This is a genomic window from Catenulispora sp. GAS73, assembly GCF_041262085.1.
Lineage (GTDB): Bacteria > Actinomycetota > Actinomycetes > Streptomycetales > Catenulisporaceae > Catenulispora.
On the sequence record NZ_JBGCCM010000071.1, the window covers coordinates 1 to 23,512 of the forward strand.

A 23,512-nucleotide genomic window follows, 5' to 3' on the forward strand; every position below is an offset into this window, starting at 1 on the left:
ACCCGGCGACATGCCGGTCCGGCTGTCGGTCTCCGGCATCTCCGTGGACCAGGCCTGGTGGGCTCTGTTCCACGCGGCCCTGGACGGAGGCGCCCGCGGCCGGGGCCGCTTCGGCGCCTACAGCCGCCTGTTCGCCTGGCGCTCGCTGGCCGCGCTCGCCGGAGCGCCGGAGGATGCCGGGCCCCTGGACGTGGCGCGGTCGGCTCAGCGCTGCGCCTGGTATCGCTTCGACGCGGACGCGCCCTGGTACTCCGGGATCATCTGCGACATCGGTCTGGTCGCCGTCCGGCCCGACGGCCGCAGGATGGCCGTGCTCGCCGCGACGGATTCGGATTGAGGTCGGCTCTCGTCGGGATCGGGTTCTCTTTGCCATCCGATCTCCGGAAGAGAACACCCGCTCGATCGAGTTGAAGTCCCCGGAGGGGAGAACCGCGGTGGCGGTGCCGTCACCGCCGCCGCGGTTCCCCTCGGGTTCTTCCGCGGTCAGGCCGAGATCGGCAGCAGCGACGCCGGCGTCTTGACCTCGTACGGCGTCCCGACCGGCGTCAGCCGCCCGCTCTCGCCGTCCACCCGGAACACCGTGATCGAGTCAGAGTGCTGGTTCGCGCTGAACAGCAGCGTCCCGTCCGGGGACAGCACGATGTCCCGCGGCCAGGCACCGCCGGCCGGCACCACCTCGACCGGTACCAGGCCCGCGCCGTCCTCGACGATCGCGAACACCGCGATGGTGTCGTCGACGCGGTTGGAGGTGTACAGGAAGCGGTCGTCGGCGGACACCCGGATCGCCGCGCACCAGGCGTGGTCGGACTTCACGCGGTCCACCTCGGCCCGGCTCTGCACCTGGACGCCCGCGTGGCCGACGCCGGTCGCCTCGTCCCAGGCGCATACCGCGATCGTCCAGGAGACTTCGTTCAGCACGTAGAAGTGGTTCCCGGAGCCGTGGAAGGCCAGGTGGCGCGGGCCCGAGCCGCCGGGCAGGGTGACGTGGCTCTGCGCCGAGAGGCGGCCGTGCTCGTAGGCGTAGACGTAGACCGTGTCCGTGCCCAGGTCCACGGCCAGCAGCCAGCGCCCCGACGGCGACACCACGACCTGGTGCGCGTGCGGGCCCTCCTGCCGGTCGGCGCGCGGCCCGGAGCCGCTGTGCTGGATCAGCTGCGCGGGCTCGGAGCCGATGACCCGGCCGTCGGCGTCCAGCGGGAAGACGCCGACCGTCCCGGAGACGTAGTTGGCGACGAACAGCGTGCTCCGGTCCGGGTGCAGCGCCAGGTGGCACGGCGCCGCCCCGCCGCTGGCGGTCTGGTCGCGCACGTCGGCGCCGCCCTCGGCGACGGTGAAGCGCGCCGAGGCGACCCGGCCCTCGGGCTCCTGCTCCACCACCGCCGTCAGGACGCCGCGCGCGTCGTCGTAGACGACGTAGGAGGGATCGGCGATGTCCACCGACGACACCGGGGACAGCGTGCCGGCGGCGTCGTAGCGCAGGCAGTGCACGCCCGCGCCGTAGCCGCCGACCAGAAGATAGGAGTTCGCAGAGTCGACCATGGTCGGTATTCTCGCCCAAACGTCGGTGACGTGCCTCTAGTGCTCGCCATGGTGCATCGCGCCGTGCTCGTGTTCGCCCCCGTGCTCCTCCCCGGGCCCGTCCCCATGCGAATGCCCGGCCATGTCATCCGGCCCGCCGCCCATCATCCGCATCATCGCCATCCCCCCGCTTCGCACGAACCGCACCACCAGCACGAGCGCCAGCACCAGGAACGCGATGTTCAGCCACGACGTGTAGTTCCACTTCACGCCCTCGCTCATCACGGCCATCCCGCCCCGCCCCGGCACCCACCCGAACGCTTCGAACAGCAGCTCCACGACGTACCCGGCGCCGGCCATCGCGATGAAGAACGTCCACAGCAGGAACCACGCCGCCCGCCGGCCGTAGTACTTCTTGTAGATGTTCAGGATCGGCAGGATCAGCAGGTCCGCGAAGATGAACGCCGTCACCCCGCCGAAGCTGATCCCGCCCTTCCACAGCACCAGCGCCAGCGGCACGTTCCCGATCGAGCACACGAAGCTCACCACCGCCACCAGCGGCCCGACCAGCGGCCCCCACACCCCGGCCAGCACCGGGTGCCCGGCCAGGAAGAAGTGCCGCCAGAACGAGTCCGGGACCCACGCCGCGATCGCCCCGGCGATGAACAACCCGACCACCAGGTCCCGCAGGATCGCGGCCCACTCCATCACGAACACGTGCGACACAGACGTGAACCCGGCGCGCGACAGCAGCCGCCGCAGGAACGGGCCGTCCCCGGCGATCGACATGTCCATCGCCGCGTGTCCCTCCATGGAGCCCGCGATCCCGCGGTCCGCCTGCTCTCGCGCCTCCCGCACCAGTCGCGGCGTCAGGAACCGGCGGAACAGCACGGCCAGCACCACGATCATGATCGGCCCGCCGATGAACTCCGCCAGCGTGAACTGCCAGCCCAGCAGCAGCCACAGGATCACGCCGAGCTCCAGCACCAGGTTCGTGGAGCCGATCTCGAACGCCATCGCCGCCGTGAAGTTCGCACCCTTGCGGAACAGCGAGCGCGCCAGCGCCACCGCCGCGTAAGAACACGACGACGACGCCGCCCCCAGCAACGACGCCACGGCCAGCGTCCGCGGCCGGTCGTCGCCGAGCAGCCGGACGATCGTCGACTTGCGCACCACCGCCTGGATGATCGCTGAGAGCGTGAATCCGAGGATCAACGCCCAGGTGATCTCCCACGTCATCGAGCCCGTGATCTTCAACGCGTGCGTGATCGCACCCATGGTCTCCGCCTCCCGACCGTTACCCTATACCGGTAGCTGGTATCTGGCGCGGGAGGAACGATGGCTGCACGGCCCGGACGGTGGCACGCGATGCTGCTGTTCACGGTGCTCGCCGGCCTGTTCCTGATGCACGGCTTCAGCGCCCCGTCGATGCACGGGATGCCGATGCGGATGTCCTCCCACATGGCTTCGGTCATGCCGCCGCAGGCGACTGCCCAGGACGCGATCAGCGGCGCGATGCCGACGACCGACCACATGCAAACCGGCGAGACCTGCATCCCGCTACGTCCTGAAGGCCTGTCCGGTTTGTTCCTGGCGCTGTTCCTCATCGTCATAGCGCTGTGGCGACCCCGGCTCGTCTTCCACGTGCGTCTCATCAGCCCTCGCTGGCCGCATGGTCCACCCCGCCCCGGCGTCCAGATCCTGCGCACGCTGAGCATCTCCCGGACGTGACAGACGGCTTTCCCCGCCGTCAGATCACGTATTCACCGGAAGGTTCCCATTCTCATGCATCCGATCAACCGTGTCCGTTTCCTGGTGCTCGTCCCGGTGCTGGCAGGCATTCTGCTGATGGCCGCCTGTGGCTCCGGTTCCGGCGGCCACCAGTCCTCTATGGCCGGCATGGCCCACAGCGACGACGACCCCATGTACATGGGCGACGGCCTGGCCACCACCGACCACGGCTACACCTTCGCCCCGACCGCCGACTCGGTCGCGACCGCCGGCTTCGGCTTCCGCATCCTCGGCCCCGACGGCAAGCCGGTCACCGCCTTCGAGCCCGAGCAGACCAAGCTCATGCACTTCTACCTGATCCGCTCGGACCTGTCCGGCTTCCAGCACGTGCACCCGACCATGGCCCCGGACGGCACGTGGACCGCGCCGACCGAGGCCGCCGGGCCCGGCACGTACCGGGTCTACGCGCAGTTCATCGCCAAGGGCGCCGACGGCAAGGCGGTGCCGCTGGTGCTGTCCAAGCAGGTGACGTCCCCGGGGTCGGCTCCGGACCGGCCGCTGCCCGCCGCGTCCACCACGACCACCGTCGACGGGTACACCCTGACCGTCGACTCCTCGCAGCTCATGGCCGGGATGGCGATGCCGTTGAAGGTCTCGGTGGCCGAGGGCGGCAAGCCGGTGGCCGACCTGGAGCCGTATCTGGAGACCTACGCGCACCTGTCCGGTTTCCACGCCGGGGACCTGGCGATGGCGCACCTGCATCCGCAGGGCGGGATCGCGACCACCCCGACCGGCGGACCGGACCTGACCTTCGAGGCGACGCTGCCGAAGGCCGGGCTGTGGCGGATGTACCTGCAGTTCCAGACCGGCGGCGTGCTGCACACGGCGGCGGTGACGCTGGACGTCCGCTGACGGTCGGCCCCGGCGGTCGTCAGCGGCGGTCGGCCCGGCGGCCGGCTCAGGCCCTGCTGTGAGCGAGATCACAGCAGGGCCCGACGGCCGCAATACCCTAGGGGGGTATAGTTGCGGCCATGAACCAGCTCACCGTGATCCAGCCCGAGGCGGCTGCTGCCTCGGGCTGTTCCTGTTGTGCCACCCCTGCCGCCGAAGCCACAGAGGCCGTCGCCGCCGAGCCGAAGGAGACCATCGTGTCCGAGAACGTGACCACCGCCGTCTACACCGTCTCCGGCATGACCTGCGGCCACTGCGTCAACTCCGTGACGGAGGAGGTCGGCGCGATCGACGGCGTGCGGAACGTGGACGTGGTGCTGGAGACCGGCGAGGTCACCGTCACCAGCGCCGCCCCGCTGACGGTCGAGGCCGTCCAGGCCGCCGTCGACGAGGCCGGCTACACGCTGGTCCACTGACCCCGGGGACCCCCCCGCCCCAGATTCACCATTTAACACAGATTCACCATTCAACACAGATTCGCCAGACCCCTGACGCGCACTCGCGTGAGTCAGGGGTCTTCTCCATTGGTCATCAGCCCTCTACACTCCCGCAGCAGGTTGCGAGGTGTGGGATGAAGATCGTCGTTTTGACCAAGCATGTCCCGCAGGCCATCGGGGAGGTGTCGTTCGCCCAGGACCTGACGGTGGACCGCGCGGCGGTGCGCTGCCGCCTGCAGGACGCCGACGAGTACGCGGTCGAGCAGGCCGCGCGCATCGCCTGCCGTCGTCTCGACGTGCAGGTGACCGCCCTGACCATGGGCCTGCCCGGCGCCTCGGCCGCCCTGCGCACGGCCCTGGCGCGCGGCGCGGACGAAGGCGTGCACGTCCTGGACGACGCCCTGCACGGCAGCGACGCCCCGGCCACCTCCCTGGTCCTGGCCGCCGCCTGCCGCCGACTCGGCTTCGACCTGGTGCTCTGCGGCACGGCCTCCACCGACTCGGCCATGTCCGTGGTCCCGGCGATGCTCGCCGAACGCCTCGGCGTCCCGGCCCTGTGCTCCTGCGACACCCTGCGCACCGACGAGGACATGCTCCACGCCACCCGCGACGACGGCGACACGATCGAGGACCTCACCGCCGCGATGCCCGCGGTGGTCTCGGTGACCGACCGTAGCGGCGAACCCCGCTACCCCCGCTTCGAGGCCATCGCCGACGCCCGCCAGAAGCTGGTCCGCACCTGGTCCCTGGCCGACCTGGGTATCGAGCGCACCGAGGTCGGCCTCACCGCGGCCGCGACGAAGGTCGTCCGCACCACCCGCACCGAGGCATACACCACGACCGTGACCGAAGACCCGGCGACCGCCGCGATCCGCATCGCCGACTTCCTGACCCGCCGACAGTTCCTCTGAAGCACGACCCAGGCACAACCGACATCACGGCAAGGAGGCCGGATGGCGAAAGTGGTGGCGCTCGTCGACCGCGACGAGCGCGAGGGCACAGTGCGCCGCTCGACGTGCGTCCTGCTCACGCTGGCCCGGCGGCTGGGAGAACCGGTCGCGGTGTGCGCGACGGAGCCGGACGAGGAGACGATCAGGGTTCTGGGGCGCTACGGCGCGACGGAGATCTGGTACTCGCGCGACTCGGGCCTCGCTGGCGGCCATGTTTTGGCGGGCGCTGGTCCGATCGACGGGCTTGTGGCCGAACCAGCAAGTATGCGCGAGCATGGTGCTGGTGCTGGTGCTGGTGCTGGTGCATCCGCGGTGTCCGAGACCGATCTTCTAGCGGCTGTCGCGCAGGATCTCGATCCGGCGGCGATCCTCATCGCCGCCACCCGCCGGGGCCAGGAAACCGCCGCCCGCCTAGCGATCCGCCTCGGCTCCGGCATCATCACCGACGCCGTCGACGTCCGTCCCGGCTCCGGCGGTCGGCCCCTCGCCGTCCAGCGCTGCCTCGCGGACTCCCATCTCGTCGAGTCGAGTGTCGTGCGCGGCATCCCGATCATCACCGTCCGCCCCGAGGCCGCGGTACCCGAGCCGGGCCCGAGCGAACCGGCTCTACGCACCATCGCCGTCGAGCACTCCGCAGCCCGCGCCCCGCGAATAACCGTGACCCCCAAACCCCGCCCCGCCCACCCGACCCTCGACCACGCCGACATCGTCGTCGCCGGCGGACGCGGCGTCGGTTCCAGCGCTGCTTTCGCCGTCCTGGCCGATGTCGCCGAAGCCCTCGGCGCCGCCCTGGCCGGCTCGCACACCGCCGCCGAGCTCGGCTGGATCCCGCCGGAGGCGCGCGTCGGCCTCACCGGCAAGACCATCCATCCGCGCCTCTACCTCGCCTGCGGCGTCTCCGGCTCGGTCCGGCACCGGGCGGGGATGCAGGGCGCGAAGACCGTCGTCGCGATCGGCGACGATCCGGCCGCGCCGATCTTCAAGCTCGCCGAGCTCGGCGTCGTCGGCGACGCGCGCGCGATCCTGCCCGCGCTGCTCGCGGAGATCCAAAGCAGGGCTCGAATACACATGTCCGATCCCGCCTGACCGTTCCACCATCCCTCAACGAACGGAGGCCCCTGTGGCTGTACGACTCATCATCGGCGCGGCGATCACGCTCACGGCGTTCGCACTGGCCGGACGCCGAGTGCTGATGCTCTATCGCCTGGGCCGCACGATGCAGCCGGCCGAGCCCGGGCGCGCCGACCAGCCGGCCAACCGCCTGTGGGCGGTGTTCACCGAGGTCCTCGGGCAGCGCAAGCTCCTGCGCTGGTCCGGCCCGGGTCTGGCGCACGCCGCCGTCTTCTGGGGCTTCATGATCCTCGGCGCCACCATCGTCGAGGGCTTCGGGGCCCTGTTCGACCGGGACTTCCACATCCCGCTCATCGGCACCGACACCTGGCTGGGCTTCCTGGAGGACTTCTTCATCGTCGCGGTCCTGGTCGGCCTGCTGGCTTTCACCGCCATCCGAATCAAGCAGAACCCTGACAAGCGCGGCCGCAAGTCCCGCTTCTTCGGCTCGCACACCACCGCCGCGTGGGTCGTGCTCTTCATGATCTTCAACGTCATGTGGACCCTGCTGCTTTACCGCGGCGCGCAGATCAACACCGGCAACTTCCCGTTCCCGCACGGCGCCTTCGCCAGCGAGGCCGCCGGTCACCTGCTGCACGGCGCCGGAAAGACCGGCAACGACGTCCTGGAGACCGTCGGCCTGCTGGCCTCCCTCGGCGTGGTCCTGAGCTTCCTGGTGCTGGTCGTGCACTCCAAGCACCTGCACATCTTCCTGGCCCCGTTCAACGTCGCCTTCTCCCGCCGCCCCCGCGCCCTGGGCCCGCTGCTGCCGGTCTACTCCGGCGGAAAGGCCGTGGACTTCGAGGACCCCGGCGAGGACGACAAGATCGGCCGCGGCGCCATCGAGGACTTCACCTGGAAGGGCCTGCTGGACCTCGCCACCTGCACCGAGTGCGGACGCTGCCAGTCCCAGTGCCCGGCCTGGAACACCGAGAAGCCGCTGAGCCCGAAGCTGCTCATCATGGCCCTGCGCGACCACGCGCTGAACAAGGCCCCGTATCTGCTCGCCGACGGCGAGGAGGCCAAGGCGGCCCTGGAGACGACCGCGGTCGACGTCTTCAAAGAAGCCCAGCGTCCCCTCGTCGGCGGCGCGGACGTCGACGGCGTCATCGATCCCGACATCCTCTGGTCCTGCGTCACCTGCGGCGCCTGCGTCGAGCAGTGCCCGGTGGACATCGAGCACGTCGACCACATCGTCGACATGCGCCGCTACCAGGTCCTCATCGAGGCCGAGTTCCCCCGCGAGGCCGGCACGATGCTCCGCAACCTGGAGAAGAACGGCGACCCGTGGGGCCGCGGTGCCAAGGCCCGCCTGGAATGGACCGCCGGCCTGCCCTTCGAAGTCCGCGTCCTCGGCGGAGGAGGCGAGGAGCGTCTCCCCGAAGACGTCGAATACCTCTTCTGGGTCGGCTGCGCGGGCTCGCTCGACGACAACGCCAAGAAGACCTCCCGCAACGTCGCCGAGCTCCTGCACGAGGCCGGCGTCGAGTTCATGATCCTGGGCTCGGGGGAGACCTGCACCGGCGACGCCGCCCGCCGCCTGGGCCAGGAGTTCCTGTTCCACGAGCTGGCGTCGCAGAACGTGGAGACGCTGAACTCCGCCGGCGCCAAGAAGATCGTCGTCACCTGCGCACACTGCTTCAACACCCTCGCCAACGAGTACCCGCAGCTCGGCGGCCACTACGAGGTCGTGCATCACACGGAACTGTTGGCCCGCCTCATCAAGGACGGCCGCATCAAACCGGCCGGCGAGGTGGACGTCGCGGTCACCTACCACGACCCCTGCTACCTCGGCCGCCACAACCGGGTCTTCGACGCCCCGCGCGACATCCTCGGCACGATCCCGGGTGTGAAGCTCACCGAGATGCCGCGCAACCGCGAGAAGTCGTTCTGCTGCGGCGCCGGCGGCGCGCGGATGTGGATGGAGGAGACGATCGGCTCACGGATCAACGAGACCCGGACCGACGAGGCGCTGGGCACGTCGCCGGACCTGGTGACCGCCGCCTGCCCCTACTGCATCGTGATGCTCACCGACGGCGTGAACACCCGCAAACAGCAGGGGAAGGCCGACGACGCGGTGCGCGTCGCGGACGTCTCGGAGGTGCTGCTGCGCTCGGTGCGCGGGCCGGAGGAACGCACAGCTGCCGCCGAGCCGCCCGCAACTCCACCTACGAAGCCGTGACCTCTCGCAGCACACTGATCAACGCGTCCGGCCGCTCCTCGACCGGCACCAGATCGACGTAGTAAGTGCGCACGCCAAGCGCGGACCCGCCGCCGTCGGCCGCGTGGTCGCCGACCATGACGGCCGAGGCCGGGTCCACGCCGAGCGTGTCACACGCCAGCTGGAAAATCGCCGGGTCCGGCTTGATCAGCCCGACCTCGTAGCTGAGCACCACCGCGTCCAGCAGGTCCAACAGTCCGGCGTGCTTCAGGTGCGGCCGGATGTCGAAGGAGATGTTGCTGATCACCGCGGTCGCCAGCCCCCGGTCTTTGGCCTCGCGCACCGTGTCCAGCGCGTCCGGGTACGGCAGCCACGCCTCCGCGGCGTTGCTGCGGTCGTACAGCGGCTCGACCAGCTCCGGCCACGGCCACCCGGACTCCCGGATCAGCCCGGTGTAGCAGGCCCGGTGGTGCGGCTCGTCCAGATCGCGAGCCTCATAGAGCTCCGCGAGGTGTTCCGGGACGTGCGTCGGATAGGCGCCGTACCAGGCCCCGGCTTCGATCAGACGCCGAGCCCAGTGCTCGACCTCGCCGTCGTCCAGGGCGAGCCCGCCCTCCTCGGCGACGGCGCGGACCCACCGCTCCGCCGGCTCGATGCGCATCAGGGTGCCGGAGAAATCGAAGAGCATCGCTCGGGGGTGGTCCATGCCCCAGACTCTAGATGACTCCTTACCGCAGGAGCGCGTCGATCCAGTCGGCGACCGCCGCCACCAGCGCGTCCAGGACCGGCGGATCAGCCTTCTTCACCTTGAACGCGTGGTCGCCGGCCGGCAGCCCGACGAGGCGGTGCGTCGGCGGCAGCTTGGGGAACTCGGCCGCGGTGCCGAACGTGTCGGCCCCGGCCTGGACGACGAGCGTCGGCAGCCCGGTGGCGAGCAGTTCCTCCGCGCGCGACTTCTCCGGCTTGCCCGGCGGATGCAGCGGGAACGCCAGCGCGACGACGCCGGCCGCGCCGGTGCAGAGCGCGGTCCGGCAGGCCACGCGCGCCCCGGCGCTGCGTCCGCCGGCCAGGAACGGCGTCGCGCGAGCCCGCTTGCGCAAGGTCTCAGCCACCGGGATCCAGCCCTCGTCGAGCGTCTTCGGCGCCGGCGCGATCTTCTTGCCCGCCACCCGCCACGGCTGCTCGACGAGCACCACCTCGATCCCGCTCGGCGGCAGCGCCGCGGACAGAGCTTGCAGATCTGCCGCCTCGATGCCGCCGCCGGCCCCGTGCCCGAGCGCCAGGAGTGCGCGGCGCTTGGTGCGCGACGGCGTCGCGAAGCGGGTCAGGCGGGCATCGCCGGCCGGGGTGGTGATCAGTTCCTGCACGGTCTCAAGGTAGCCGCCGCCGATCGGCCCGGCGCGCCGGACACTCGGCGACCCCGGGCCCCATCCACACCACCGGCCCCACCGGCAGCGCCTTCGCCGGCCGGGCGCCCTTCCCCACCGGCCCGACCCTCAAACAACCCTCGGACCAGCCCTTTCCACGCCGTAAGTCCCACACCCCCACCGGTCACCAGGCGTGCCATATGTCCCGGCGGTTAGAGTCGGATCCATGAGCACGCATTTCGATGTCGTCGTCCTGGGCGCGGGGCCCGGCGGGTACACAGCGGCGGTCCGAGCGACCCAGCTCGGCAAGACGGTCGCCGTTGTCGAGGAGCGCTACTGGGGCGGGGTCTGCCTGAACGTCGGGTGCATCCCGTCCAAGGCGCTGCTGCGCAACGCGGAGCTGGCGCACACCGTGCAGCACGAGGCGAAGACCTACGGGATCTCCTCGAACGGCCCGATCACCTTCGACTACGGCGCCGCCTTCGAGCGCAGCCGGCAGGTCGCCGACGGCCGGGTCAAGGGCGTCCACTACCTGATGCGCAAGAACAAGATCGCGGAGTACGACGGCCGCGGCACGTTCCTGGACCAGCGCACGCTCAGCGTCGCCAAGTCCGACGGCACCACCGAGACCCTCACCTTCGACCACTGCATCATCGCCACCGGCGCGCGCACCCGGCTGCTGCCCGGCACCCAGCTCTCGCCGCGCGTGGTGACCTACGAAGAGCAGATCCTGTCCGCCACGCTGCCGGAGAGCATCGTCATCGCCGGCGCCGGGGCGATCGGCGTCGAGTTCGGCTACGTGCTCAACAGCTACGGCGTCAAGGTCACCATCGTGGAGTTCCTGGAGCGCATGGTCCCGCTGGAGGACATCGAGGTCTCCAAGGAGCTGGCCCGCCAGTACCGCAAGCTCGGCATCGACGTGCTCACCGGGACCCGGGTCGACAGCATCGACGACTCCGGCCCCAAGGTGCGGGTCACGGTCACCGGCAAGGACGGCGCCCAGCAGGTGCTGGAGGCCGACAAGGTGCTGCAGGCCATCGGCTTCGCGCCGAACGTCGACGGCTACGGCCTGGACAAGACCGGCGTGGCGCTCACCGAGCGCGGCGCGATCGCGGTGGACGGCCGCGGCCGAACCAACGTCCCGCACATCTTCGCCATCGGCGACGTCACCGCCAAGGTGATGCTCGCGCACGTCGCCGAGACGCAGGCCGTGGTGGCCGCCGAGACCATCGCCGGCGCGGAGACGATGGAGATCGACTTCGTCATGGTCCCGCGGGCCACCTACTGCCAGCCGCAGATCGCCAGCTTCGGCTGGACCGAGGAGCAGGCCCGGCTGGAGGGCTTCGACGTCAAGGTCGCCAAGTTCCCGTTCAGCGCCAACGGCAAGGCCGCGGGTCTGGGCGACGCGGTCGGCTTCGTCAAGGTGATCAGCGACGCCAAGTACGGCGAACTCCTCGGCGCGCACCTCATCGGCCCTGAGGTGACCGAGCTCCTGCCCGAGCTCACGCTGGCCCAGCAGTGGGACCTCACGGTCCACGAAGTGGGCCGCAACATCCACGCCCACCCGACTCTGGGCGAGGCGGTTAAGGAAGCCGTCCACGGACTTGCCGGACATATGATTAACATGTAGATCAGCGCCTTGACGTGGTGCCCGGCCGCCCCCCACCGGCCCCACCGGACCAGACCGGGCACCACGGCAGAACCACCCGCCCCCCACCTGCGGGAACCCCACACCCGGAAGGTTCCACACATGACCGACAGCAGACCGGAATGGGCCCCGGCCGCCATCAACCTGGACCAGCCCAGCTCGGCCCGGGTCTGGGACTACTTCCTGGGCGGGTCGCACAACTTCGAGGTGGACCGCCGGGTCGCCGAGCAGGCCATCGCCTTCAAACCGGACCTGCCCGACGTGGCCCGGCAGGTGCGCATGTTCCTGCACCGGGCGGTCCGCGCCGCCGCGGCGGCCGGGATCGACCAGTACATCGACATCGGAGCCGGCGTCCCGACGATGGGCCCGGTGCACGAGACCGCCCGCGAGCAGGTCCCGAACGCGCGCGTCGTCTACGTCGACCACGACTCGGTGGCGGTCGCCCACGGCGAGGCCATGCTCGACGGCGACCCGGACGCGATCTTCATCCAGGCCGACGCCCGCTCCCCGCGGGCGATCCTGGACCATCCCGAGGTCCGCGCGCTGATCGACTTCGACCGGCCGGTCGCCGTGCTCCTGTGCTCGCTGCTGCACTTCGTCTCCGCCGACGACGACCCCGCGACCCTGGTCGCGACCCTGCGGGAGGCCATGGCCCCGGGCAGCTACCTGATCGTCCAGCACGCCTCCCACGACGGCCAGCCCGGCGACACCGTCAAGATGCTCCAGATGTGGAACGCCAACTCTCCGGAACCGATGCACTGGCGCACGCACGACGAGATAGAGGCACTTCTCGACGGGTTCACGATCCTGGAGCCCGGCGTGGTGCAGGTCCAGCTGTGGCGCCCGGACGCCGAAGAGCAATCGCGTGCCGAGCAGGATCATGACCGCTACGCTTCCTACGCCGCTGTCGGGGTCAAGCCCGGCTCCACGACCGGCTGATCAGGCGGAGAGGCGGCCGGTGGTGGCACGGTACACGGAGTTCGGGGTCGGGGGTTCCGATCCCGGATCCGGGCTGGGGGCTTCCGCGGCACCTCGTGCCGTCTTCGAGACCGGTGCGTCGCGGTCCGATTCCGGCGACACGACGAACGGCTCCACGAACGGCACGACGAACGGCACCACGTCTGACGCCGCCACGTCTGACGCTGCCACCTCCGACACCTCTGACATCGCCGGCCTGGTCGACGTCAGCTTCGCCACCACCACCGACCCGGCCGCCCGCGAAGCCGCCGACCTGTCCGGCCCGGCCACGCCATCGGTACCCGCGATCCCCACGGCTCCCACGGTCCCCTCCGACCCCGACGCCGGCCCCATCGACGCCTTCGCCCGCGCCTGGGCCGTCGCCCTGTCCGCCGCCGCGGCCACGCCGCTCGGCTTCGACCACGCGCTGCGCGTCGTCACGCCGCTCGCCGAGCAGGTCGTGGCCGTCCCCGACGATCCCGAGCTGGCCCGCAAGATCGGCGTCCAGGCGGCCGGCGCGCTCATCGACGCGCACTGCTTCCAGGGCGCCTGCGTCGCCGTCACGGTCGAGGTGCTGGACCGCCACCTGCCGCCCTACCTGCGTCCCGAGACCAGCTCCGCGCTGCGCGCCGGCCTGGCCTCCGCCTTCGCCGAGGGATTACGCGAGCGGACCCGGGCCGAGCAGGCCTCGATCCACGAGGCCGTTCTGACCGCCTACCGCGCCGGCGAGGCCCGCTTCCGCACCGTCTTCCGCAACGCCGCCCTGGGCATCGTCATCACCGACAAGCACGGTCAGGTGCTGGAGGTGAACCCGGCGCTGGCCGAGATGCTCGGCGTCGACGCCTACGCCGCCCGCGGCCGCACCATAAGGAACCTGATAGACCCGACCGAGCCCGGCGAGTACTGGCGCGGCTACAACGCCCTGCTGGCCGGGGAGCAGACCGAGGCCGAGGCCGACACCCGGATCCGGCGGGTCGACGGCGGCGTGGTGTGGACCCACGTGCGCACCACCGCCGTGCGCGACGACGGCGGCGAGGTCGCGCTGGTCATCGCGCTGCACGAGGACGTCACCGAGCGCCGCCGCGCCACCGACCAGCTGCGCCACCAGGCCACCCACGACGCCCTGACCGGCCTGCCGAACCGGGTCCGGCTGCTGGACGCGGTCGAGGAGCTGCTGCGCTGCGCCGGCCCCGAGGACCGCCTCGGCCTGTGCTTCCTGGACCTGGACGGCTTCAAGGGCGTCAACGACACCCTGGGCCACCAGGCCGGCGACGAGCTCCTGACGGTCATAGCGCACCGGCTCTCGGCCGCAACCGACCCGCGCCGGCACGTCGTGGCCCGCATGGGCGGCGACGAGTTCGTGATCCTCTTCCGCCGCACCCAGGGCGCGCAGTCGGTCTTCCCGGTGATCGAGAAGGTCCTGGACGCCGTCCGCCAGCCGGTCATGCTCGACGGCCACAGCGTCACCGTCACCGCCAGCGCCGGCCTGGTCGAACGCCCCGCCGCCGGGGCTGAAGCCACCGAGCTGCTGCGCGCCGCCGACATCACGCTCTACTGGGCCAAGTCCGCCGGCAAGGCCGACTTCGCGCTGTTCGACGAGGACCGCAACGCCCGCGAGGTGCACCGCTACGCGCTGGCCCAGGCGCTCCCGGCGGCCCTGGAGTCCGGCGAGATGTTCCTGGACTACCAGCCGATCGTGAGCCTGTCCGGCGGCCGCCCGCCGAGCGTCGAGGCCCTGGTCCGCTGGCGCCACCCGGAGCGCGGCCTGCTCAAGCCCGAGGAGTTCATCCCGGTCGCCGAGGAGACCGGCGCCATCGTCGAGCTGGGCCGCTGGGTCCTGGACCGGGCCGTCCAGGACGCGGCGTCCTGGCCGGACGGCCCGGCGGTCGCGGTCAACGTCGCGGTGCGCCAGGTCCACGACTACGGCCTGGTCCGCGAGGTCGCCACCGCACTGGAGGCCTCCGGCCTGCCGGCGGAGCGGCTGTGCCTGGAGATCACCGAGACCGCGCTGATGGACACCGACGACGGGCTCCCCGGCCCCGGCACCCTGCGCACGCTCGCGGACATGGGCATCGGCATCGCCGTCGACGACTTCGGCACCGGCTACTCCAACCTGGCGCGCCTGCGCCACCTGCCGGCCACCTCGCTGAAGATCGACGCCTCCTTCGTCGCCGACCTCGGCAGCCCGGACGCCGGCGGCTTCGCCGAGTCGGTGATCACCAGCCTGGTGGTGCTGGCGCACGCCGCCGGCATGACGGTCACGGCCGAGGGCATCGAGACCGCGGACCAGGCCGAGCGGCTGACCGCGCTCGGCGTGGACTACGGGCAGGGGTTCTACTACTCGCGGCCGGTGCCGGCGGGGGATATTCAGGCGGTGCTGGAGCGGTTGGTGACCAAGGCCTGATCAGGCGGCTCCTGATTGCTCAGCGTTCTGCGAGGAAATCCAGCACGACCGGCCCGGCGACGTCCCGGAACTCGTCGAAGTACGCGTGCCTGGCACCCTCGATCAGCACCATCCGAGCTTCCGGGATCCGTTCGGTGATCAGCGGGGCGTTCGCGGTCGGATTGAAGACGTCATCCGTCCCGTGGACCACCAGCGTCGGCGCCACGATCGACGGCAACGCCTCCCACGCGTCGTGCTTGCCGCTGGCCGTGAGATGCCGGCCCTTCGCATACGCCGGCATGTCCGGATCGCCAACCACATAATAAGGACCCTGATGCGAGGCCAGCCAAGCCGGCGTGTACATCAGCTCCAGCAGATACCTGTCGGCCGCGTCGCGATCAGCCTGCGCCAACGCCTGCCGCACCGAGCGATCCCGCTCGATCGCGTGCGGCCCGCCCGGGGACGTGCAGCCCAACACCAGCGCGTCGACCCGCTCCGGGTGGTCCGCGGCCAGCCACTGCGCGACGCGGCCACCCATCGAGGTGCCATAGACGTGCGCCCGCGCGATGCCCGCCGCGTCCAGCACCGCCACGACGTCCGCGGCGAATTCCCTTGTGCTGTAAGGCTCGTCGGGCTTGTCGCTCGCTCCGGTGCCGCGCCAGTCCAGCGTGATCGTGCAGTAGCCGGCGTCCTCGAAGTCGGCGCGCGCCGAGTCCCACCACCGGTGCGTGTTGGACTGCCCGGCCAGCAGCACCAGCGGCGTGCCGCACCCCGTGCCGTTCCCCGCGCTCTGGAAGGCGATCGCCGTCCCGTCCGCCGCGACCGCCTTTCCGGCCTCTAGTGTCATGCCGATCATCCTGCCAGGCTGGGGTTCCGCCTCAGGCTACGTGCGCCAACCCCGAAGGCACATCCGGCAGCCCCACCGGACCCGTCGGCAGCACATCAGCCAGATACGCATCCATATCAGGCTTCTCATTCATCAACATGTGCCGGATCCACGCCGACCGCTCATGCACCAGCACCCCCAGCTCGTACACGCACCCCAGCACCGGCGGCTCGACCGGCGCCAAGTGCCCCGGATCCTCGTCCGGGCTCCCCAGGAACGGCACGCCGCCGGTCGCGAACTTCCCGTAGATCACGTTGTCCCAGTACCAGCTGTACACGTTCAGGTGCAGCCCGGCCCCGCTGCGGAACAGCACCGTGAACGCCGCCGGCGGCGTCTCGTCCCGCGGCGCGAGCATGCCGGGGATCAGCGCGAGCGCGTTCGCCTCCCAGTCCTCGCGGATCGGGGTCGCGTCGCGGGCGATGTGGTAGCGCTTGACCGGGCGGCCGGCGATGACGTCGGTGCCGGCGTGCCAGGCGATCGGTGTCTGATAGCTCATGACCCGACCGTAAGGCGGCATCACTGACACCTCCTGTCAGTGGCTGTGGCAGGAGGTGTCAGGCTGGACGTGTCAGCTGCGTCGCGTCAGCTGGCTCACCCGGTGTACTGCACCAGGATCTTGGTGAAGTCCCACGGGTTCTGCGCCACGCTGGAGCACGCCCCGTCGGCCCAGTTGTGCGGCACGCTCGGGTCGCAGGCCCGGTCCCGGTTCGCCGACCAGTACGAGAACCACGCCGGGTGGTTCGCCTGCGCGAAGCCCAGCAGCGCCGAGAAGTCGCTGAGCTGGAACAACTCCGAGGGCTGGTCGGTGTGCCCGTTCATGATCTGCAAGCCCAGGTGCGACCAGGCCTGCGCGCTGCTCCAGCCGTAGATCGACTGCAGCTGCCCGACGGCGTCGTTCGCGATCGCCTCGGTCTGGCCGACCTCGGTCCCGGAGGTCAGGCCGGTGTCGAAGTCCATGATGTTGACGACGTCCAGCCGCGCGCCGGCCGCCACCGCCTGCTTGATCTCGTCGACCCCGGAGCCCGGGAACCCGATCGTGGTCATCGGGATCGTCAGCGACACCACGAGGTTCGGGTTGTTCTGCTCCAGGATCTTGATGGCGCCGAACCGGACCGCGGTGTTGCTGTCCAGCGCGGTGTTCTCGTAGTCGAAGTCGACGTGCTTGAGGTTGTACTTGCTGATCACCTGCTGGTACGCGGCCGCCAGCGCCGCCGCGCTGCCGCACGACGACCCCAGCTCGGTCCCGTTGTACCCGCCGAAGGACACCGCGGCGTCGCCGCCGGCCGCCCGCAGTGCGCTGATGTCCGCCGCGACCGTCGTGTCCGAGGACACCGGTGTCGAGGCGTTGCCGCCCCAGGCCGGCGTGCAGCCGCCGGAGTCCAGGACGAACGCCAGGTTGAGCTCCTTCTCACCGGCGCCGATGACGGCGGAGATCGCCTGCGGACTGTTGTCCAGCGGCATGAAGTACGCCGGGTGGTTGAACCCGGAGTCAGGCGGAGGCGGCGGGGGAGTGGAGCTCGGCGATGTCGACGGTGACGTCGACGGCGTCGTGGGCGGCGTCGACGGGGAGGTGGACGGCGTCGTCGAAGGCGTGGTCGGCGGGCTGCTCGACGAGCCCGACCCCGACCCCGACCCGGCTGCCCCCAGCAGGCTGACGTCGTCGCCGTAGTACGTGCCCTGTCCGTACCAGCCGTGCAGGTAGACCGTGACGCTCGTGGTCGAGGCCCCGGTGGTGAACGACGTGCTGAGCTGGTTCCACGCCCCGTTGCTGCTCCACGTGCTGGGATCCGTCCCGCCGGTCCCGGTGGCGCCGAGGTACACGTAGCTCCCCTGCACCCACGCCGACAGCGTGTAGGACGAGTTCGGCTGCACGCTCACGGTCTGCGTGCACTGCGCGTCGTCCGACCCGGCCGGCGTCGCGCTCAACGCGTGGGACCCGGAGTGCACCGGACTGCTCACCACCGACCCGCTGTTCGCAGTGCACGACCACCCGGCGAGCGTCCCGGTCTCAAATCCCGGATTCACCACCAGGTTCGCGTCGGCGGCACTGGCCCCGCCGGCCGCCACCGCCACCCCGGCCGCGGCCAGAGCCCCGGCCGCCACCACCCCCACCACACCCGCGACCCGCCGCGAACCCGCCGGCGGCCGGCCTCTGCTTCCTGAGCCTCGTGCTGTGCCGAGCTCCCTGTCCATCAGGTCTCCTCATTGCTGCGTCTCCTGAGCGACCCCGCACGGTGGAGCGTGGACTAGACCATTGGTCACGTCAAGGGACTAGACCAATTCATTGCCCGGACAAGACTCCGGCTCGCCCGGAACAGGGTGATTTAGCCAGGTCAGCCGTCACTTCTCCGGGCGACTCATGCGCGCCGCGTTTGCGTTGGGCCTCGCCGCGCGCGTATCGCGTGAGCGCGGCAGGGTTCCCCGCCGGGGAGGCCGTTTGCTGTGGGACATGACCGCAGTTGAGTCCCGGCCGGCCACCCCGGAAACGCCCCGGAAGCGGCGCCGCCGCCCCACACCGTGGTTCCTGAAAGCCTTCACCGCGCTGGCGATCGCCGCATCGGTCCTGTTCGCCGTCATCGCGGCCCTCGGCGCCTCGAACGTCCGCTCCGGCTTCAACGCCATCGGCACCACCGAGGAACCCCAGGTCTCCGCCGGCAACGACCTCATCTACGCGCTCAACGACATGGACGCCAACCTCGCCAACATCCTCATGGTCGGCGACAAGAACCTCGGCCCCGGCGTCGACCGGGCCGCGTTCACCAAGCTCTTCGAGGCCGATCGCGCCGAAGCCGACCACGACCTGCAGCTCGCCGCCCTACACGCCGGCGCGAGCGGGCCCGGCGCGCAGCAGGTGGCCGACGCCTTCAACGCCCTCGGCGACTACGAAGCCCTTGCCGCACAGGTGATGTACGTCGACACCGCCGGCGCGAACCGCCCCGCCGGCCAACTCCCGCAGGCCGAATCGGCCCAGTACGCCCAAGCCACCGACCTCATGCGCAGCTCCGTCCTCCCGGCGGCGCACGCCGTCGCCGACAGCAACGGCGCCGCCCTGGAATCCTCCTACCAGAACCGCCGCGGCGTGGCCCAGCAAGCCGTCTGGTGGATCGTGCTCACCGGCGTCCTCGCCCTCACCGCGCTCGTCGTCTTCGAACTCTGGCTCACCCGCCGCACCCGCCGCACGCTGAGCCCGGCGCTCGTCGGCGCCACCGTCCTCACCCTCATCGTGATGGTCTGGGGCGCGCTTTCCATGGGCTCGGCCTCCGAGCACCTGCGCGCCGCCAAGAAGGACGCCTACGACTCCGTCGCCGCCCTGTCCGCCGCCAAGGCCGAGAGCACCGACGCCAACGCCGACGAGAGCCGGCTCGTCGTCGACCCCTCGCGTGCCACGCAGTATCAGGCCTCGTTCCTGGCCAAGAGCCGTGCCCTGCTGGACCCCGGCCCGAACGTCACGCTCGCCACCTACGACGCGGCCGTCAAAGCAGACCTGGACGCGTACTTCACCAACCCCTCGCATCCGGTCGACTTCGGCGGCTACTTCGGCACCGAGATGAAGAACATCACCTTCCCCGGCGAGCGCGAGGCCGCCGAGCGGATGCTCCGCACGTATCAGACCTATGAGCTCGACGACCGCGTCTTCCGCCAGAAGCTCGCCACCGACCTGCCCGAAGCCATCCGCTTCGACACCAGCCCCGCCGCCGCCGACTCCGACGGTGCCTTCACCGCGTACGCCGCCGCGGTCCAGAAGGTCATCGACATCAACGCCTCGGCCTTCACCGCCAACATCAACGCCGGGGTTGACGAGGTGACGCTGTGGCAGTGGCTGCCGCTCGGGGCCTGTGTGCTGGCCATAGGCCTGGCGGTCGCCGGAGTACGCCCGAGATTGGCCGAGTATCGCTGACCCCGTCGCTCCCTCTGGTCGCACTGCTGGTGACGGTGTCGCACGCTCGGTGATCAAGGTATGCGGTCGGCGTGAGGATTCCGGCGGGACCCATTTGGGGTTCGTTTGCGCGGATCTGCCTATGTCATCCCCTGGGTAGTGTGTTGGTCGTAAACACGAGTCATGCGCGAAAGCGCGGGGAGAGTGCATCGGCATGCGGAACACCGCAGACGTCCGTTACATGTACACCAGTTGGCAGACCGCGTATCCCGGACGAGCGGTCGATCTGACGGAGCTGGACTTCCCACCCGTCCACTACGACGCCGGGGTGGCCGCCGCGCTGCGGCTGCTCGACCTCGGCGCCGCCCCGCGCGCCGAGCTGGTCGCCGAGATCCGCGACGACCTGCGCGACGCGCTGTTCGCCGCCGAGGACCTGGAGTGCGCCTACGCCGCCGTCCTCTACCCGGAGCCGCGCCGCTCCTGCGAGCACGTGTGGGTCGGGTTCTCAGTGTTCGACAACCGCGACGAGCCGGTGACCCCGGCCGAGGCGCTGGCCGAGGAGGTGCTGGACCCGGCCAAGCACGAGGTCGTGTCCGAGCGGATAAAGGAGCTCGACCTGCCGGACGGGCCTGCCGCGCGCTTGTTTCAGACCACGGTCACCCGCGACGCGGCCGAGGCCTCCTTCCAGTTCGTGCCGCGGCTCACCGTGTGCGGGGTGGCGCGGCAGGCTGGGGCCGGGTACGTCATTCGCGGCCACGCCACCAGCGCGGCGCTTGTGGACACGCTGGACAGGCTGGTCATGGCGTGGGCCCGCAGCGTGTCGTTCGGGGTGCCGGTCGGCGTCGGCGCTGGCGCCGGAGCCGGTGCCGTGGCGCTGGCTGGAACCGGACCGCAGCTGGCCTTCCACCCGGGTTCCACCCCTCTTCCACCCTTGGGTTGAAGCTCTGACCTGGCCTGATCGGCGATTCTTGAGGTGTCGGGAAAACCCGGCGGAACTCCGGTTGGGTCAGGGAGATCGCAATGAGCGCCAGCATCTGGATCGTCAACCTCGTCGTCCTGGCTTCCGTGCTGGGCACCGACCTGGGACGCCGCGAGATCAACCGGGGCCGGCTGCTGCGGCCGGCGATCGTGGCCTCGATCATCGTCCCGATGTACCTGAAGCACCCGGCGACCGGCGGCAGCGGACTTGTTCTGGAGTTGACGCTGGCCGGCCTCGGGCTGCTGCTGGGCCTGGCGGCTGCGGCGCTGCTGCCGACGCGGCAGGAGGCCGGAACTGGCCGGGTCTACACGCAGGGCGGCGCCGGATACGCGGCGCTGTGGACCGGTGTGGTCGGCGCGCGGCTGGCCTTCTCCTACGGCGCGCAGCACTGGTTCAGCGAGCCGCTGGGGCGCTGGATGTACCAGCACTCGGTGACCGCCGACGCGCTGACCGACGCGCTCGTGCTGATGGCGATCGCGATGCTGCTGGGGCGGACCGGGACGCTGGCGATGCGGAAGGTGAGTCTGGAGGCTGCGCCGGAGCGGGCGGTGTTGGCTCGGTGAGCAGAGTTACTCAGTAGGCCTTGTCGCACCGGACACCGGATCCAGTGGCCCCTCGGAACTTCCGAGGGGCCACTGGCTGTCGGCGTTCGTTCGCCTGGCCGGGCTAGTTCGGTCTCCGATAGTTCTGGGGCGCCGACAGACCGTTATCGGGCGCTGCTGCTGACCCGCTGCCGAACGCTTCGGTATCCGCGCAGGTGGGGCCGGGTCGCTCAATGTGTCCCCTTGACCGCTACAGCAGGTCCGCCCTACAGTTCCCGCGATGTTACATCGATGAACGATGCAAGAATGGCGGCGAGCGTGACGCAGCTCCGGTTCACCCAGAAGGGGACCAAGAGTTCCCTTCGTGCGCGCAACGATGTGCTGGTGCTCCAGTGCGTCGCCGCGGGTGAGGGCCGGTTCTCGCGCACCGATGTGATCCGGGAGACCGGGTTGCCGACCGCCACCGTGTCGGAGATCGTCGGCGACCTCATCGAACGCCGGCTGGTCCGCGAGGCCGGGCGCGAGGCGCAGCCGGTGGGCAAGCCGCGGGTGCTGCTCGATCTGGACGACGCGCACCACCGGTTCATCGGCGTGCAGGTGGCCAACGAGCGGATCACCGCCAGCCGCTTCACCCTCAACGGCCACATGGAGCAGACCGAGACCGTCTCGCGCCCGCTGGACGCCCCCGCGCTGACCGCGGTGTCGGACATGGTGCGCCGGATGGGGGCGCCGACGCCGGGCCGGATCACCGGGGTCGGGATCGCTGTGCCGGGGATCGTCGGCGACGACGGCGTGATCCGCGAGGCCGTGAACTACGGCTGGCACATGGTCTCCATGGGGCACGAGCTGTCAGAGCTCTGCGACGGCCTGCCGGTGCACGTGGTCAACGACGCCAACGCCGTGGCGCTGTCGGAGGTCGCGATCTGCTCCGACCGCGACAAGACGGTGGCGGTGCTGTGGATCGGGACCGGCATCGGCGCCGGGATCGTGCTGGACGGCCGGCTCTACCACGGCGGCAACTTCCGCAGCGGCGAGATCGGGCACATCGACATCGGCACCTCGCTGCGCTGCCGCTGCGGCCTGATCGGCTGCCTGGAGACGGTCGCGGTCCAGCCGGTGATCCTGGGCGACGCCTCCGAGCAGACCGTCGCGAGCTACCTGGCCGGCGGCGACGGCCAGGAGGCCCGAGCCCTCGGCGAGCGCGTGACCCGGGCCGCCCGCGAGGTGGCCCGCCTGCTGTCCACCTTGTCCGGCACGCTGGACGTCACCGAGTTCATCCTCGGCGGCCCGATGGCCGGCGACCCCCTCGGCCCGCCGCTGATGCGGGAGATCAACGACCTGCTGGCGCTCCGCGTCATGTCAGGCTTCGAACAGCTGGTCCTGCGCGCCTCCACGCTGGGTACGCACAGCCTGGTCTTCGGCGCCGCCGCGAACGCCATCCGCCAGGAGCTCGGGGTCGTGATCACGATGCCCGCGGGCGCCGACGAGGCCGGTGATAACGCGGCCTAGCCGGAGATCCGAGATCCGAGATCCGAGCCCCGAGCCCTTCCGCCATCCGACGCGCGGCCGGCCCACCCCGCCGACCGCCCCAGACGGTGCCGTCCCGAATTCCTGAGCCGGGACGACGCCACCCGGTGCCGCCCTGCTTTCCTGAGCCGGGGCGACTCCGCGGACGCCGTCCCGCTTTCCTGAGCCGGGGCGGTGGCCGGAACGGCGCCGCCCCGAATTCCTGAGCCGGGGCGGCGCTGTTTTTGGGTTTTGGTTTGTCGTTTGGGCGGTGGGTGGGTGCGGTCTGTTTGTGGCTTTAGAGGCTTTTTACGGCTTCGCGCAGGGGTTGATGACCTCGCAGGGGGACGCAGTTCGGTTGTGTGCCGCGGGTTGCGCTGGCGGCTGGCGGTTTGCGCGTGCAAGACCGCGCGGCGGTCCGAGTCACTGCGCATGTCGTAGGCGGCAATCGTTGGGCGTGGTGGGTGCCTTGAGGCCTCCGGCGGGCGCTCTACAGCGAGGGGGCGACC

Annotated in this window: 21 protein-coding genes; 14 read left to right on the plus strand and 7 right to left on the minus strand. The window is 70.7% G+C overall.

Translation table 11 applies throughout. The features are described from left to right. Nucleotides 1–337, plus strand: a 337-nt coding sequence (locus tag ABH935_RS49770; protein ID WP_370385034.1) for a DUF6183 family protein, incomplete at its 5' end; no start/stop codon positions are given. Nucleotides 338–483: 146 nt separating this feature from the next. On the opposite strand, the gene ABH935_RS49775 is transcribed toward ABH935_RS49770, so the two are convergent. Further along, complete coding sequence (locus ABH935_RS49775) at nt 484–1,539, minus strand: lactonase family protein (RefSeq protein ID WP_370385035.1); 1,056 nt, start codon at nt 1,537–1,539, stop codon at nt 484–486. A gap of 36 nt (nt 1,540–1,575) precedes the next feature. After that, nucleotides 1,576–2,796, minus strand: a complete 1,221-nt coding sequence (locus ABH935_RS49780) for a permease (RefSeq protein WP_370385036.1) — start codon at nt 2,794–2,796, stop codon at nt 1,576–1,578. A gap of 60 nt (nt 2,797–2,856) precedes the next feature. Between ABH935_RS49780 and ABH935_RS49785 the strand changes: the two genes are divergently transcribed. From ABH935_RS49785 to ABH935_RS49810, 6 genes are all read left to right on the plus strand, one after another. Next, nucleotides 2,857–3,249, plus strand: a complete 393-nt coding sequence (locus tag ABH935_RS49785; RefSeq protein WP_370385037.1) for a hypothetical protein — start codon at nt 2,857–2,859, stop codon at nt 3,247–3,249. 54 nt (nt 3,250–3,303) lie between these two features. Continuing rightward, nucleotides 3,304–4,161, plus strand: coding sequence for a hypothetical protein (locus ABH935_RS49790; protein ID WP_370385038.1), 858 nt, complete (start codon nt 3,304–3,306; stop codon nt 4,159–4,161). A 119-nt stretch (nt 4,162–4,280) separates the two neighbouring features. Then, nucleotides 4,281–4,616 (plus strand): heavy-metal-associated domain-containing protein, encoded by a 336-nt coding sequence (locus ABH935_RS49795; protein WP_370385039.1) that lies wholly within the window; start codon nt 4,281–4,283, stop codon nt 4,614–4,616. Nucleotides 4,617–4,771: 155 nt separating this feature from the next. Beyond that, nucleotides 4,772–5,548 (plus strand): electron transfer flavoprotein subunit beta, encoded by a 777-nt coding sequence (locus tag ABH935_RS49800; RefSeq protein ID WP_370385040.1) that lies wholly within the window; start codon nt 4,772–4,774, stop codon nt 5,546–5,548. A 42-nt stretch (nt 5,549–5,590) separates the two neighbouring features. Continuing rightward, nucleotides 5,591–6,673 (plus strand): electron transfer flavoprotein subunit alpha/FixB family protein, encoded by a 1,083-nt coding sequence (locus ABH935_RS49805; protein ID WP_370385041.1) that lies wholly within the window; start codon nt 5,591–5,593, stop codon nt 6,671–6,673. Between the two features lie 34 nt (nt 6,674–6,707). After that, complete coding sequence (locus ABH935_RS49810) at nt 6,708–8,879, plus strand: (Fe-S)-binding protein (protein WP_370385042.1); 2,172 nt, start codon at nt 6,708–6,710, stop codon at nt 8,877–8,879. On the opposite strand, the gene ABH935_RS49815 is transcribed toward ABH935_RS49810, so the two are convergent. Continuing rightward, nucleotides 8,866–9,564, minus strand: coding sequence for an HAD family hydrolase (locus ABH935_RS49815; RefSeq protein ID WP_370385043.1), 699 nt, complete (start codon nt 9,562–9,564; stop codon nt 8,866–8,868). The genes ABH935_RS49810 and ABH935_RS49815 overlap by 14 nt on opposite strands. Nucleotides 9,565–9,586: 22 nt before the next feature. Next, a complete protein-coding gene (locus ABH935_RS49820; RefSeq protein WP_370385044.1) occupies nt 9,587–10,225 on the minus strand; it encodes an alpha/beta family hydrolase in 639 nt (212 codons plus the stop codon). 226 nt (nt 10,226–10,451) lie between these two features. On the opposite strand from ABH935_RS49820, the gene lpdA reads away from it, so the two are divergent. The 3 genes from lpdA to ABH935_RS49835 all read left to right on the plus strand — a co-directional run bounded on the left by lpdA (nt 10,452) and on the right by ABH935_RS49835 (nt 15,234). Beyond that, a complete protein-coding gene (gene lpdA / locus ABH935_RS49825) occupies nt 10,452–11,855 on the plus strand; it encodes a dihydrolipoyl dehydrogenase (protein WP_370385045.1) in 1,404 nt (467 codons plus the stop codon). A gap of 120 nt (nt 11,856–11,975) precedes the next feature. Next, the gene (locus ABH935_RS49830) at nt 11,976–12,812 is read left to right on the plus strand and encodes an SAM-dependent methyltransferase (protein ID WP_370385046.1); all 837 of its coding nucleotides are present in this window, start codon (nt 11,976–11,978) and stop codon (nt 12,810–12,812) included. Nucleotides 12,813–12,834: 22 nt separating this feature from the next. Continuing rightward, nucleotides 12,835–15,234 carry a putative bifunctional diguanylate cyclase/phosphodiesterase gene (locus ABH935_RS49835; protein WP_370385047.1) on the plus strand — a complete coding sequence of 800 codons (2,400 nt, stop codon included), beginning with the start codon at nt 12,835–12,837 and terminating at the stop codon, nt 15,232–15,234. 19 nt (nt 15,235–15,253) lie between these two features. Here ABH935_RS49835 and ABH935_RS49840 read toward each other — a convergent pair whose 3' ends face one another. From ABH935_RS49840 to ABH935_RS49850, 3 genes are all read right to left on the minus strand, one after another. Continuing rightward, a complete protein-coding gene (locus ABH935_RS49840; RefSeq protein ID WP_370385048.1) occupies nt 15,254–16,060 on the minus strand; it encodes an alpha/beta fold hydrolase in 807 nt (268 codons plus the stop codon). Nucleotides 16,061–16,091: 31 nt separating this feature from the next. Further along, nucleotides 16,092–16,595, minus strand: a complete 504-nt coding sequence (locus ABH935_RS49845) for a hypothetical protein (protein ID WP_370385049.1) — start codon at nt 16,593–16,595, stop codon at nt 16,092–16,094. Between the two features lie 95 nt (nt 16,596–16,690). Then, nucleotides 16,691–18,292: a carbohydrate binding domain-containing protein gene (locus ABH935_RS49850; RefSeq protein WP_370385050.1), complete on the minus strand. Its 1,602-nt coding sequence runs from the start codon at nt 18,290–18,292 to the stop codon at nt 16,691–16,693. A 256-nt stretch (nt 18,293–18,548) separates the two neighbouring features. Between ABH935_RS49850 and ABH935_RS49855 the strand changes: the two genes are divergently transcribed. From ABH935_RS49855 to ABH935_RS49870, 4 genes are all read left to right on the plus strand, one after another. Then, entirely contained in the window at nt 18,549–19,997 is a 1,449-nt protein-coding gene (locus ABH935_RS49855) for a hypothetical protein (protein ID WP_370385051.1), read from the plus strand. Nucleotides 19,998–20,190: 193 nt separating this feature from the next. After that, on the plus strand, nt 20,191–20,916 hold the full coding sequence (locus tag ABH935_RS49860; protein WP_370385052.1) for a hypothetical protein: 726 nt from the start codon (nt 20,191–20,193) through the stop codon (nt 20,914–20,916). An 80-nt stretch (nt 20,917–20,996) separates the two neighbouring features. Beyond that, nucleotides 20,997–21,518: a hypothetical protein gene (locus ABH935_RS49865; RefSeq protein WP_370385053.1), complete on the plus strand. Its 522-nt coding sequence runs from the start codon at nt 20,997–20,999 to the stop codon at nt 21,516–21,518. A 270-nt stretch (nt 21,519–21,788) separates the two neighbouring features. Then, the gene (locus ABH935_RS49870; RefSeq protein WP_370385054.1) at nt 21,789–23,006 is read left to right on the plus strand and encodes an ROK family protein; all 1,218 of its coding nucleotides are present in this window, start codon (nt 21,789–21,791) and stop codon (nt 23,004–23,006) included. Nucleotides 23,007–23,512: the final 506 nt, after the last annotated feature.